Origin of the sequence: Segatella sinensis (genome assembly GCF_040095255.1) — a bacterium.
GTDB classification, from domain to species: Bacteria; Bacteroidota; Bacteroidia; order Bacteroidales; family Bacteroidaceae; genus Prevotella; species Prevotella sinensis.
The window spans coordinates 1-13,164 of the sequence record NZ_JBBNGE010000067.1 but is presented as its reverse complement, the minus strand read 5'-3'; the positions used below and the strand labels follow the sequence as shown (position 1 = coordinate 13,164).

Annotated in this window: 11 protein-coding genes; 5 read left to right on the top strand and 6 right to left on the bottom strand. The window is 48.7% G+C overall.

Translation table 11 applies throughout. From position 1 onward, the window contains the following. Nucleotides 1-164: 164 nt before the first annotated feature. Together AAAT87_RS13760 and lepA are read right to left on the bottom strand one after the other, a co-directional pair. On the bottom strand, nt 165-764 hold the full coding sequence (locus AAAT87_RS13760; protein ID WP_349226728.1) for a Crp/Fnr family transcriptional regulator: 600 nt from the start codon (nt 762-764) through the stop codon (nt 165-167). Between the two features lie 44 nt (nt 765-808). Then, nucleotides 809-2,602, bottom strand: coding sequence for a translation elongation factor 4 (gene lepA / locus AAAT87_RS13755; RefSeq protein ID WP_297134181.1), 1,794 nt, complete (start codon nt 2,600-2,602; stop codon nt 809-811). A gap of 70 nt (nt 2,603-2,672) precedes the next feature. On the opposite strand from lepA, the gene AAAT87_RS13750 reads away from it, so the two are divergent. Beyond that, entirely contained in the window at nt 2,673-3,059 is a 387-nt protein-coding gene (locus AAAT87_RS13750) for a DUF8479 domain-containing protein (RefSeq protein ID WP_296974218.1), read from the top strand. A gap of 45 nt (nt 3,060-3,104) precedes the next feature. Here the strand turns inward: AAAT87_RS13750 and AAAT87_RS13745 are convergent, their stop codons facing one another. From AAAT87_RS13745 to AAAT87_RS13730, 4 genes are all read right to left on the bottom strand, one after another. After that, nucleotides 3,105-3,383: a TIGR03905 family TSCPD domain-containing protein gene (locus tag AAAT87_RS13745; RefSeq protein ID WP_089542850.1), complete on the bottom strand. Its 279-nt coding sequence runs from the start codon at nt 3,381-3,383 to the stop codon at nt 3,105-3,107. A gap of 5 nt (nt 3,384-3,388) precedes the next feature. Then, a complete protein-coding gene (locus AAAT87_RS13740) occupies nt 3,389-4,132 on the bottom strand; it encodes a YebC/PmpR family DNA-binding transcriptional regulator (RefSeq protein ID WP_349226727.1) in 744 nt (247 codons plus the stop codon). Nucleotides 4,133-4,205: 73 nt separating this feature from the next. After that, nucleotides 4,206-6,674, bottom strand: coding sequence for a phenylalanine--tRNA ligase subunit beta (gene pheT, locus AAAT87_RS13735; protein WP_349226726.1), 2,469 nt, complete (start codon nt 6,672-6,674; stop codon nt 4,206-4,208). A 215-nt stretch (nt 6,675-6,889) separates the two neighbouring features. After that, nucleotides 6,890-9,220, bottom strand: a complete 2,331-nt coding sequence (locus AAAT87_RS13730) for a penicillin-binding protein 1A (RefSeq protein ID WP_295024234.1) — start codon at nt 9,218-9,220, stop codon at nt 6,890-6,892. A 116-nt stretch (nt 9,221-9,336) separates the two neighbouring features. On the opposite strand from AAAT87_RS13730, the gene pyrB reads away from it, so the two are divergent. From pyrB to AAAT87_RS13710, 4 genes are all read left to right on the top strand, one after another. Further along, nucleotides 9,337-10,284, top strand: coding sequence for an aspartate carbamoyltransferase (gene pyrB, locus AAAT87_RS13725; RefSeq protein ID WP_295024236.1), 948 nt, complete (start codon nt 9,337-9,339; stop codon nt 10,282-10,284). Between the two features lie 119 nt (nt 10,285-10,403). Then, nucleotides 10,404-10,868 (top strand): aspartate carbamoyltransferase regulatory subunit, encoded by a 465-nt coding sequence (gene pyrI, locus AAAT87_RS13720; RefSeq protein WP_295024238.1) that lies wholly within the window; start codon nt 10,404-10,406, stop codon nt 10,866-10,868. A 25-nt stretch (nt 10,869-10,893) separates the two neighbouring features. Further along, on the top strand, nt 10,894-12,174 hold the full coding sequence (gene glyA / locus AAAT87_RS13715; RefSeq protein ID WP_295024239.1) for a serine hydroxymethyltransferase: 1,281 nt from the start codon (nt 10,894-10,896) through the stop codon (nt 12,172-12,174). A gap of 175 nt (nt 12,175-12,349) precedes the next feature. Further along, on the top strand, nt 12,350-13,123 hold the full coding sequence (locus AAAT87_RS13710) for a DUF5020 family protein (RefSeq protein ID WP_349226725.1): 774 nt from the start codon (nt 12,350-12,352) through the stop codon (nt 13,121-13,123). The last annotated feature ends 41 nt before the right edge of the window (nt 13,124-13,164 follow it).

Sequence of the window (13,164 nt, the reverse complement as noted above, 5' to 3'; positions counted from 1 at the left end):
CCGATCTGAAAGGGCAAAAGCTTTGAAATTGAAAGCTTTTGCCCTTTCAGGGCGACTTTTTTGTATTTGTTATAAAACCCAGGGCGATGCCCTGGGCTAGGAGCTTCTGCCCTTTCAGGGCGTATTGACTGTGACTTATGACACACCCTCTTCTTTTTATATCATTACAACAAAGTGTTTGATCGGATACGAGACAGCGTCTCAGGCGTCATCTGCAGATAACTGGCGATATAAGTAAGCGGCGCACGGAGCACCACCTGCGGACTCAGCTCGCACAAACGCTTATACTTATTAGGCGCAGTTTCGAATCGCATCAGGTCGGCATGTACCTGCGACTGAATCAAACTCTCTTCCAGAATCTTACGGTAAAGCATCTGGATGTTTACATTTCTCATGGCAGCCGCCTCGAGCTTCGCCTTCGGCAAAGCATACACCAAGGTAGGCTCCAAAGCCTCAACCTGGAGGTAGGAAGGGGTTTCCTTGAAAAGACTCTCAATACACATGAAGATAGAATGGTCAACACCTAAGTGTTCTGTTACCTCCTTATCATACTTGGTATAGAATTGGCGCACCAATCCCTTCTCTATGTAAGAAATGTTTCTGCACACCTCACCCTCTACCAGAATCTTTTCGCCCTTGCCATACTTGATTGGCTCCAGGATTGATTCCAGTATATCCAACTCGTCATGAGTCATCGTACTATACCTACGGGCAAGCTCTCTGGCTATGTCACGTTTAGGGGTGATAACCTTAAAATCACTCATAATTCAAGTTCCTCCTATTGTTAAAATTTATATCGTCGAATCTCTTAGTCAAGCTTCAGTACCGCAAGGAATGCCTTCTGTGGCACCTCTACGTTACCAATCTGCTTCATACGCTTCTTACCCTTCTTCTGCTTCTCCAGCAACTTACGCTTACGGCTCACGTCACCACCATAGCACTTGGCAGTAACATCCTTGCGCACCTGCTTCACAGTTTCACGGGCTACGATTTTCGCACCGATAGCAGCCTGAATGGCAATATCAAACTGCTGACGTGGAATCAGATCCTTCAGCTTCTCGCACATTCTGCGGCCGAAGCTCACAGAGTTGTCGCGATGGGTCAAAGTACTCAGGGCATCCACCGGCTCTCCGTTCAAGAGGATATCCAGCTTCACCAGGTCGGAATGACGGAAGGAATCGATATGATAGTCGAACGAAGCATATCCCTTGGAAATACTCTTCAGCTTATCGTAGAAATCGATCACAATCTCGCCCAATGGCAGCATGAAATGCAGCTCCACACGGTTACCGCTCACGTATTCCTGATTGATAAGCTCACCACGCTTGTCGAGACAGAGCTTCATGATAGGACCGATATAATTGGTAGCTGTGATGATGGTAGCTCGGATATACGGCTCCTCGATATGGTCGATGAGCGTTGGATCGGGCAGTCCCGATGGGTTATGTACCTCTTTCACACCACCTTGCTTGTCATATACCATATAGGATACGTTAGGAACGGTGGTGATGACATCCATGTTGAACTCACGGTCCAGACGTTCCTGTACAATCTCCATGTGGAGCAGACCGAGGAATCCGCATCGGAAACCGAAGCCCAGGGCAACCGAACTCTCTGGCGAGAAGGTGAGCGAAGCATCGTTGAGCTGCAGTTTCTCCAATGAGGCCCGCAGATTCTCGTAATCGCTAGGATCGATAGGATAAACGCCGGCAAAGACCATTGGCTTCACTTCCTGGAATCCAGCAATCGCCTTTTCACAAGGACGTGCGATGTGGGTAATGGTATCACCCACCTTTACCTCGGTAGCATTCTTGATACCCGAGATGATGTAACCTACCTCACCGGCACCCAATTCCTTGCGGGGAATCATATCCATCTTCAGTACGCCGATCTCATCTGCATCATATTCCATTCCGGTGTTGAAGAACTTCACCTTGTCGCCCTTGCGGATTACACCGTTCTCGATCTTGAAGTAGGCGATGATACCACGGAATGAGTTGAATACAGAGTCGAAGATCAAAGCCTGGAGTGGTGCCTTGTCATCTCCCTTAGGAGCCGGAACACGGTTTACCACCGCTTCCAGAACATCCTCGACACCCTCGCCGGTCTTACCGGATGCACGGAGGATATCCTCGTGCTTGCAACCGATGAGATCCACAATCTCATCTTCCACTTCCTCCGGCATAGCCGAAGGCATATCTATCTTGTTGATGACCGGAATAATCTCCAGGTCATGCTCAATAGCCATATAGAGGTTAGAGATAGTCTGAGCCTGGACACCCTGGGTGGCATCCACAACCAAGAGCGCTCCCTCGCACGCTGCAATGGAACGAGAAACCTCGTATGAGAAATCGACGTGTCCCGGAGTATCAATGAGGTTGAGGATGTAAGTGTCTCCATCCTTTGCCTTGTATTCCATCTGGATGGCATGGCTCTTGATGGTGATACCACGCTCTCTCTCCAGGTCCATATCATCAAGCATCTGCCCCTCAGTAATCTTGATGGTCTGAGTTTTCTCTAACAATCGGTCTGCCAAAGTACTTTTACCATGGTCAATATGTGCAATAATGCAGAAATTTCTTATCTTATTTATATTCTCCATACAATTTTTCTCTCTTTGGAGTGCAAAGATAGTATTTTTTTTCGTATCTTTGCAAAAAAAATATATAATAATGATGAAAAAAGCAATTTATAGCCTATTTTTGGCTAGTTTGATCGTATCTTGCACTGAAAATCTGGAAGATAAGGCGGTTCGTGAGGCTAAGGAATACACAGAGAAATACTGTCCTACCCCATACGTAAATGACAGCAGAACAGACAGTGCCGTGTTTGACAAGAACACCCGCGTGTTCTCTTATTACATGACTCTTCGCAACAAAGCGGACAACAAGAAGGCGATTGATGCCAACAAGGATAAGCTCCACAAACTTCAGAAAGAGGCATTGGACAACAACCCTGGTCTGAAGGTTTACAAGGATGCCCACTTCACCTTCCGCTTCGTTTATTATTCAGCTAAGAATCCGAAGGAGATTTTGCTGGATGATGTCTTCAAGTATTAGAAAAGAGGGTGTGTCATGGATTGATGACACACCCTCTTTATTGTATTAATATCCCATTTCCTGCAAGGCTGTAGCCAACTGGTCTGGACAGCTTGTAGGCTTGTTACCACAAGTAATACCCTTCAGTCGGGCGATGACTTCCTTGGCCTTCATGCCCTGAATCAAGGCACAAACACCCTTGGTGTTGCCATCGCAGCCGCCGATAAACTGGGCATCCTGCACTTTTCCATCCTCATCAACACTGATACAGATGTACTTAGAGCAGGTACCATGAGTCTGATAAGTAACCTTGGTCAACTTATCCTGTTTCTCTTGCTGCAACATAATGCTTATTCTGCGTCTGCAGGAATTACTGGCTTCATGTTGGTATAGACAGTCTGAACATCGTCAAACTCCTCCAGCTTCTCAACCATCTTGTCGATAGTCTCGCGCTCCTCAGCAGTAACATCCTTCAAATCGTTAGGAATGTAGGTGAACTCGGCACCAGTTACCTCGAAGCCCTCAGCCTCCAGGTGCTTCTGAATCTCGCCGAAGCTTGTAGGAGCACCGTAGATAGTGATTTCGTTGTTCTCCTCATCCTCATCGAACTCGTCCTCTACGCCGTAGTCAATCAGGTCGAGAATCATCTCGTCCATATCCAGACCATCCTTCTTCTTGAATGTAAACACAGCCTTGTGGTCGAAGAGGAAAGACAAAGAACCTGTTGTACCCAGGTTACCGCTGAACTTGTTGAAGATAGAACGAACATCAGCCACTGTACGGGTTGTGTTATCTGTCAATGTATCAACGAACACAGCAACTCCGTGAGGGCCATATCCCTCGTATGTCACCTCCTTGTAATCGCTGGTATCCTTGCCACAAGCGTTCTTGATGGCACGAGCGATATTGTCCTTAGGCATGTTCTCACGCTTACAGTTAGCGATGATAGCACGCAATGTTGGGTTGTTCTCTGGCTCTGGACCGCCTGCCTTTACAGCGATGGCAATCTGCTTACCCAACTTAGTAAATGTCTTGGCCATGTGGCCCCATCTTTTCAGCTTTGTAGCTTTACGATATTCAAATGCTCTTCCCATTGGAATAAAATTTTAAATGTTTATCGTTTTTGTTTGTAATATTATCTCAGTTCTGCGTCAATCGCATTCTGCATTATCTCAGTTCTGCGTTGAGCTTGCCTGTGAGGTTGGCAATGAGCTTCTTCATGATGGCATCAATCTGCTTGTCGTTCAATGTCTTCTCCTCATCCTGCAGGATGAAGTTCACGGCATAGCTCTTCTTGCCCTCTGGCAGGTTCTTACCCTCATAAACATCGAAGAGTACCACGCTCTTCAAGAGCTTTTTCTCGGTCTGATGGGCAATCTGCTCAATCTGTGCAAACTCTACGTTCTTGTCAACGAGCAATGCAAGGTCGCGGCTCACTGATGGATACTTGCTGATATCTGTGTAAGTAAGGTTCACCTTCTTCACGGTCTTCACCACGTTATCCCAGTGAACATCAGCATAGAATACATCCTGCTCAATGTCGAATGCCTTCTTCAGCTTGTGGCTCAGGATACCCATCTCTACCAATACCTTGCCGGCACGGGTCTCGTAGCTTACACCCTTGGCAAAGATGTTGTTGTCGCTGTGCTTGATTACGAGGTTGTTCTGTGGCATACCTACACGACGGAGGATATTCTCTACCACAGCCTTCAGCTCGTAGATGCAGCTCTGCTCATCTGCATGAGCCCAACTGCCCTCTACACGCTTACCGGTGATGAAGAGTGACATGTGAGCCTCCTGAGAGTAAGCCTTGATAGGACTCTCCTCGCTCCACTTCTCCTTATTATATATATAGGTGTTACCCACCTCGAAGAACTTCAGGTTCTGGCTCTTGTGGTTGATGTTACGGGCTACGCTCTCCAAACCGCCGAAGAGCATAGTCTGGCGCATCACGCCGAGATCTGCACTCAATGGGTTCATCACCTTCACTACGTTCTCCAAAGGATACTTGTTCAGCTCCAGATCTGTATAGTAGCTGGTCTTGCTCAGAGAGTTGTTGAGAATCTCCATGAAGCCCTCGCCTACCAACTGCTCAGCCACGAGGTTCTGGCTGTGATAAGCCTTGTCCTCATCACCCTGAACAGTCAAAGAACTCTTCAACTGGGTTGGAATCTCCACATTATTATATCCATAGATACGGAGGATATCCTCTACCACGTCGCAAGGACGCTGAACATCCACGCGATAAGCAGGAACCAGAAGGTCGATGCCCTCAGCATCCTCCTTCACGATCTTCATCTCCAGAGATGTAGCGATATTCTTGATGGTCTCAGCACCAATCTCCTTACCGATGAGACGGTGAGCATACTCATAGTTCAGGCGAACTGGGAAATCCTGCATTGGCTCTGGATATACATCCTTGATCTGCATGGAAATCTTGCAGCCAGCCAACTGCTTGCAGAGGATAGCTGCCTGCTTCAATGCATAAATCTGTCCGTTAGGATCTACGCCACGCTCAAAACGGTAGCTGGCATCTGTGCTCAAGCCGTGACGGCGAGCGCTCTTGCGGATCCATGTTGGGTGGAAGTAAGCACTCTCCAGAACCACGCTCTTGGTGGTCTCGTAAGTACCGGAACCCTTACCGCCGAAGATACCTGCGATACACATTGGCTCCTCGGCATTGCAGATGCTCAGGTCGTGCTCGCCCAGGGTGTGCTCCTCGCCATCCAGGGTCACGAACTTGGTGCCCTCTGGCTGGGTGCGTACTACAATCTTATGACCGGTAACCATGTCGGCATCGAAGCAGTGCAATGGCTGACCGTATGCCATCATGATGTAGTTGGTGATATCCACGATATTGTTGATTGGACGCAAGCCGATGATGTTCAGTTTGTCCTGCAACCACTTTGGGCTCTCCTTCACCTCGCAGTCAGTGATGCTTACGCAGGCATAGCGCTTGCAAGCCTCGGTGTTCTCAATCTCTACATCGATAGGAAGATCCTCGTTATCTACCACGAATTCATCGCAAGATGGGCGATGCAGGCTGGTCTCATAGCCATTCTGCTTCAACCAGGCATAGAGGTCGCGGGCCACACCCCAGTGGCCGAGTGCATCGGCACGGTTGGCTGTGATATCAATCTCGATGAGCCAGTCGCTCTCCAGGTGATAGTACTCGGCAGCAGGCTGACCTACAGGTGCATCCTCAGGGAGCACGATGATACCGTCGTGAGATGTACCCACGCCAATTTCATCCTCAGCACAGATCATACCCAAGCTCTCTACACCGCGGAGCTTGCTCTTCTTGATGGTAAAACTCTGGTCGCCGTCGTAGAGCACGCAGCCCAGGTCGGCAACGATTACCTTCTGACCGGCAGCTACGTTAGGCGCACCGCAGACAATCTGCTGTGGCTCACCCTTGCCCAAGTCAACGGTTGTTACGTGGAGGTGATCGCTGTTAGGATGCGCCTCGCATGTCAACACTTTACCTACGTAAAGACCTTTCAGTCCACCCTTGATAGACTGTACTTCCTCCAAAGCGTCCACTTCGAGTCCGCAAGAGGTCAGCGCATCGGCAGTCTCCTGTGGTGTCAGGTCGAAATCGACGTATTCTTTAAGCCATTTGTATGAAACGTTCATTATAATGTTTTTTTATTATTTTCTCTTTATCAAGCGTTTGGGAATCTCCTCGTCATCACGCATTTGTGGCACAAGAGCCCTAAAACTTTGCAAAAATACAAAAAATAATGGAGATAAGCAAAAAACATCCGCCATTTTTGCACTATTTAAAAGAAATGAGTGCAAAAATGGCGGATAGTCTTTTGATGACGGCATCAGGAGCACTTCCCGAGGAATTATTCAAATACTTCGTCGATGGCATTCACCTGCTCAAAGGAGTCTTGTTCGCCGCCGCTGCCCACATGGTAGCATGGGTTGTAATCGGCAGGGATATCAAACTTCACCTCCGGACTGTAGCCCAGCGAGACATCGGCATACACCTTCTTCATGAAGATAGCCCAGATAGGCAGCGCCATAGTGGCACCCTGACCCATACTCATGGAATCGAAGTGGATATCGCGATCCTCACCGCCTACCCAGCAGCCACTTACCAGCTGCGGAGTAAAGGCGATGAACCATCCATCGCTGTTATTATTGGTGGTACCCGTCTTGGCACCAATCTGTCCCTCCAGCTTATAACGGTAGCGCAGTCTTCCTGCCGTACCATTATCCACTACGCCCATCATCATGGTGAGCATCTTCATGGCATTGTCGGCACTGATCACCTCATTCATTCGTGGCTGGAAGGTGGCGATGGTGTTACCCTCGTTATCCTCGATGCGGCTCACGAACATCGGAGCCGTACGGATACCATGGTTGGCAAAGGCTGTATAGGCGCTCACCATCTCGCTCACGCTCACCTCGCACGGTCCGAGACACAAGCTCAGAGATGCGTGAATATCAGGGTTGTTGATACCATAGTCATGCAGCAGCTGGACAAACTGCGATGGGTTCAGCTTACTCATCAGATAGGCACTGATCCAGTTGTTACTCTGTGCCAATCCCCAGCTCAGCGGAACCATCTGTCCGTATCTCGAATGGTTGGCATTGCGCGGCGTCCATGGTCTGCCAGCCACCATATAGGTCTGCTGGCGGTTAGGTGCCAGATCGCAAGGCGAGAATCCGTTCTCCATCGCCAGACTGTAGAGGAACGGTTTGATGGTAGAACCCACCTGTCTTCTTCCCAGACTTACCATATCATACATGAAGTGGGTATAGTCCAATCCACCCACGTATGCCTTCACGGCACCCGTCTTAGGATCCATGCTCATGAATCCGCTGCGCAGGAAGGTCTTGTAATAGCGGATGGAATCGAGCGGACTCATCAGCGTATCGATGTCGCCATGATAAGTAAACACGGTCATCGGAATCTTCTTGCGGAAGGTATCGTGAATCTCTTCTGCCGAGCATCCCGCCTCCTTCATCTGTCGGTAGCGCTCACACTGGGTAACGCTGCGGTTCAGGATAGCCTTGATCTGCTTAGGGGTGAGCTTGTCGCTGTATGGCGAACTTGGCTTGCTTGAAATTTCCTTGCTGAAGGCTGGCTGCAGATAGCGTGCCACGTGCTGATATACAGCCTCTTCTGCATATCGCTGCATGCGGCTGTCCACAGTGGTGAACACCTTCAATCCATCGCTATATACATTATATGGAGAACCATCCTTCTTGAAGTTCTTGTTGCACCATCCATACAGAGGATCAGTATTCCAGAGGATGGAATCGGTAACAAACTGAGCATAGTTCCACGATGCATAATCCTTTTTTTCCGGACGGGTAGCCATCAGATACTTGCGCAGATATTCGCGCAGGTAGGTAGCCGAACCATCCTTATGGTCGGTACGGTGGAAGTTGAGCGTAAGCGGTTCTGCCGAATACTGGCTGTATTCAGCATGATCCAGATAGCCCGCCTTCACCATCTGCGAGAGCACCACGTTTCTTCTGTCGCGGGCACGCTCCGGATAGCGCACAGGGTTGAAGAGCGAAGGGTTCTTGCAGAGACCGATGAGCGTAGCCGCCTCGGTGAGGGTAAGATCCTTCGGTTCCTTATTAAAATAGGTATTCGCCGCCGTCTTGATACCCACGGCATTGTGCAGGAAGTCGAAGTAGTTGAGATAGAGTGCCAGGATTTCCTGCTTGGTATAGTATCGCTCCAGCTTGATGGCGATGACCCACTCTATCGGTTTCTGCAGCAGTCGCTCCAGGGTGCTCGATGCCTTTTCGGAATAGAGCTGCTTGGCAAGCTGCTGGGTGATGGTAGATCCACCTCCGGCATTGGTCTGTCCCAAGAGTCCACGCTTCACGATGGCACGACCGAGCGCACGGAAGTCGATGCCCGAATGCTCATAGAATCGTTCATCCTCCGTGGCAACCAGTGCCTTTATTAAATAAGGTGACATCTTCTTATAAGGTATCACGATACGGTTCTCCTTGTTCAGGTTCCATGTACCCAGCACCTTTCCATCAGACGAATACACCTGAGTGGCGAATCTGCTGATAGGATTCTGCAGGTCCTCGATGTCCGGCATGTAACCGATCCATCCGTTCCAGATGGCAAAGAAGGCCAGCATAGCCGACACGACAAAGGTGGCAAAAATGCCCCATAACGTATAGATAAAATGTTTTCTCATCTCTATTTCTTCATTTATTTTGTGCAAAATTACTAAAAAGTTTCGAAATCTCGCACATAAATCAGAAATTATATGTAACTTTGGGGGCGATTTCAGAACATTCAATCAAAATTCGTATGGAAAAACATAATTTTGTGACGATTGCCGACCTCTCGAAGGAGAAAATCATGTACCTCCTCGAAATGGCGCAAGAGTTTGAAAAACATCCCAACAGGGAGTTGTTAAAGGGAAAGGTCGTAGCGACCCTTTTCTTCGAACCATCTACTCGTACCCAACTCAGTTTCCAGACTGCTGCCAACCGCCTTGGCGCACGTGTCATCGGCTTCTCTGATGCCAAGACATCCAGCACTACCAAGGGCGAAACGCTGAAGGACACAATTCTGATGGTGAGCAACTACGCCGACGTCATCACCATGCGCCACTTCATCGAGGGTGCAGCCCAGTATGCCAGCGAGGTAGCTCCAGTGCCTATCGTCAATGCCGGCGATGGTGCCCACATGCATCCATCCCAGTGCTTGCTCGACCTCTACTCTATCTTCAAGACCCAGGGAACCCTGGAGAACTTGAACATCTATCTTGTGGGTGACCTCAAGTATGGCCGCACCGTTCACTCACTTATCACCGCTATGCGCCACTTCAACCCTACCTTCCACTTCATCGCACCTAAGGAGCTTGCCATGCCAGAGGAGTACAAACTCTACTGCAAGGAGCACAACATCAAGTACGTGGAGCACGAGGATTTCAACGAGGATGTGATTGCCGGCGCCGATATTCTCTACATGACCCGTGTACAGAAGGAGCGTTTCAGCGACCTGATGGAGTACGAGCGTGTGAAGAACGTGTATATCCTGAAGCGCGACATGCTCTGCAAGGCAAAGGAGAACATGAAAATCATGCACCCACTGCCACGTGTCAACGAGATTGCATACGATGTAGATGATGATCCACATGCATACTACATCCAGCAGGCTCAGAATGGTCTCTATGCCCGTGAGGCTATCTTCTGCCACTGCCTCGGTATCACACTGGAGGATGTGAAGAATGACAAAAGCATAATTGAATAATGTTGAATGTTGAGTGTTGAATGTTAAATTGCCTAACGGACACTTAACATGGGCCTCAAGGGCGCAAGCCTCACTCAACATTCAACATTCAACACTCAACATTTTTTAAAAAAAAAGAGATGGGAAACAATAAAAGCCAATTAGTAGTTGCGGCTATCGAGAACGGTACCGTAATCGACCATATACCAGCCGAGAAAACCTATCAGGTAGTGAATCTGCTCCAGTTGGAGAAGATGGACACTCCTGTTACCATCGGCTACAACTTGCCTTCCAAGAAGATCGGCAAGAAGGGCATCATCAAGGTTGCCAACAAGTACTTTACCGATGAGGAAATCAACCGCCTCTCTGTGGTGGCTCCTAACATCGGACTGAGTATCATCAAGGACTACGAAATCGTGGAGAAGAAGACCGTAGAGACTCCAGATACGCTCAGGGGCATCGTAAAGTGCAACAACCCTAAGTGCATCACCAACAACGAGCCTATGCAGACCCTCTTCCACACCGTAGATAAGGCTCTCGGTATCGTACGCTGCCATTACTGCGATAAGGAGCAGCAACTGGACAAAGTGGAGCTTTGTAAGTAGCATCAATCACATAAAATAAATAAGAATGGTTAAAGATCAAGAGATTTTCGACTTAATCGAAAGAGAACATCAGCGTCAGCTGAAAGGTATGGAGCTGATTGCTTCTGAGAATTTCGTAAGTGACGAGGTGATGAACGCTATGGGTTCTTACCTTACCAACAAGTATGCAGAGGGTCTGCCTGGCAAGCGCTACTATGGTGGATGCCAGGTGGTGGATATCGTAGAGAACCTTGCCATCGAACGCGTGAAGAAAGTCTTTGGTGCTGAGTATGCCAACGTGCAGCCTCACTCTGGTGCTCAGGCTAACGCTGCTGTATTGCTCGCCGTACTGAAACCGGGTGATACTTTTATGGGATTGAACCTCGATCACGGCGGTCATCTTTCTCATGGCAGCCACGTCAATACTTCTGGTATTCTCTACAATCCTATCGGCTACAACCTGAACAAGGAGACGGGTCGTGTGGATTACGACGAGATGGAGAAGCTGGCTCTGGAGTACAAGCCTAAGCTGATTATCGGTGGTGGTAGTGCCTACAGCCGTGAGTGGGATTATGCCCGCATGCGCAAGATTGCAGATGAGGTGGGTGCCCTCCTCATGATTGATATGGCTCACCCTGCAGGTCTGATTGCAGCCGGTCTGCTCGACAACCCATTGAAGTATGCCCACATCGTTACTTCTACTACCCACAAGACTCTCCGTGGTCCTCGTGGCGGTATCATTCTGATGGGCAAGGATTTTGACAACCCATGGGGATTGACTACCAAGAAGGGTGAGGTAAAGAAGATGAGCATGCTCTTGAATTCTGCCGTATTCCCTGGTCAGCAGGGCGGTCCGCTGGAGCACGTCATCGCTGCCAAGGCTGTTGCCTTCAATGAGAACCTGCAGCCATCCTGGAAGGATTATGCCATGCAGGTGAAGAAAAATGCTGTCGTTCTCGCTGACGATCTGATGGGTCGTGGCTTCGGCATCGTAAGTGGTGGTACAGACAACCACTCCATGCTCGTTGACCTCCGAAGCAAATATCCAGACCTCACAGGTAAAGTTGCAGAGAATGCGCTTGTTGCAGCAGATATCACCGTCAACAAGAATATGGTTCCATTCGATTCACGTTCTGCCTTCCAAACTTCAGGTATCCGCCTAGGCACAGCTGCCATGACAACCCGTGGCGCCAAGGAGGATATGATGCATCTCATCGCAGAGCTCATCGAGGAAGTATTGAATTCACCAGAGGATGAGAAGGTCATCGCCCGCGTTCGCGAAAAGGTAAACGAGACCATGAAGGATTATCCTCTCTTCGCTTACTAAGCAAAGGAAAAAGATTGGCTTGATATCTAAGCAAAGGAAAATTCAATTTGATATATATATACAAAAAAGACTGCGGGTATTATGTTCGCAGTCTTTTTTAATTCCGTCTCATATTTTATTTTTTAGTTTAAAATCATATTTTAAACTTCATCATCAAAAACAAGAAAACATTGTTATGAAAAAATTAAAAAGCCTCCTGCTGATGGCATTGGCATTGCTTCCAGCAAGCAAGACTCTTGCACAGACCAATGCACAGATTCTTTATGATTTCGGTAACGACCGTAAGTATGTAACCCTGACCTTGGAGATGTTCAAGCAGGACAAATGGGGAAGCACCTACTTCTTCGTTGACCACGACTTCAACTACGACAAGATGGACCCTAACAGTCCAAACGTAGCACAGGGCGGCACCTATACCGAGATTTCACGTGCCTTGAACTTCTGGCAGAACAGCAGCATGAAAAACTGGAGCCTGCACGTAGAGTACAATGGCGGTATCACCAAGAACTACCCTATCAACAATGCCTGGCTCTTCGGTGTGGAGTATCTGATTCACGATGCTACCTACAAGAACACCCTGAATCTGGACGTTCTCTATAAGACCATCCGCAAGACCGACCAGAATGTTCCGATGCAGTTGACAGCCGTATGGACCTGCAACGACCTTTTCGGCGTAAAGGGACTGAAGTTTGACGGCTTCGCTGATTTCTGGTGGGAAACCCACGGAACCGTAGATGACGACGGCAAGGCTAAGACCCGCCACACAGTATTCATCACCGAGCCACAGCTCTGGTACAACGTAGGTCAGCACTTCGGCTGCGAGAACCTGAGCCTGGGTGGTGAGGTAGAGATTACCAATAACTTCGGCAGCACCGATGGAGCAAAGGTTCGCCCTTGCCTGGGTGTGAAGTGGGACGTAACTACTCAGCACCCCTATGGGCATGAGTAATCGTCTTACTGTTGTACTACAGCAAGAATTGCATTGAATTT

What these genes read in the sequence shown, in the direction of transcription:
- AAAT87_RS13730 (WP_295024234.1), bottom strand. Translation starts at nt 9,220, where the DNA reads ATGAGAAAACATTTTATCTATACGTTATGGGGCATTTTTGCCACCTTT.
- AAAT87_RS13710 (WP_349226725.1), top strand. Translation starts at nt 12,350, where the DNA reads ATGAAAAAATTAAAAAGCCTCCTGCTGATGGCATTGGCATTGCTTCCA.
- glyA (WP_295024239.1), top strand. Translation starts at nt 10,894, where the DNA reads ATGGTTAAAGATCAAGAGATTTTCGACTTAATCGAAAGAGAACATCAG.
- pheT (WP_349226726.1), bottom strand. Translation starts at nt 6,674, where the DNA reads ATGAACGTTTCATACAAATGGCTTAAAGAATACGTCGATTTCGACCTG.
- pyrB (WP_295024236.1), top strand. Translation starts at nt 9,337, where the DNA reads ATGGAAAAACATAATTTTGTGACGATTGCCGACCTCTCGAAGGAGAAA.
- AAAT87_RS13760 (WP_349226728.1), bottom strand. Translation starts at nt 764, where the DNA reads ATGAGTGATTTTAAGGTTATCACCCCTAAACGTGACATAGCCAGAGAG.
- AAAT87_RS13740 (WP_349226727.1), bottom strand. Translation starts at nt 4,132, where the DNA reads ATGGGAAGAGCATTTGAATATCGTAAAGCTACAAAGCTGAAAAGATGG.
- lepA (WP_297134181.1), bottom strand. Translation starts at nt 2,602, where the DNA reads ATGGAGAATATAAATAAGATAAGAAATTTCTGCATTATTGCACATATT.
- pyrI (WP_295024238.1), top strand. Translation starts at nt 10,404, where the DNA reads ATGGGAAACAATAAAAGCCAATTAGTAGTTGCGGCTATCGAGAACGGT.
- AAAT87_RS13750 (WP_296974218.1), top strand. Translation starts at nt 2,673, where the DNA reads ATGATGAAAAAAGCAATTTATAGCCTATTTTTGGCTAGTTTGATCGTA.
- AAAT87_RS13745 (WP_089542850.1), bottom strand. Translation starts at nt 3,383, where the DNA reads ATGTTGCAGCAAGAGAAACAGGATAAGTTGACCAAGGTTACTTATCAG.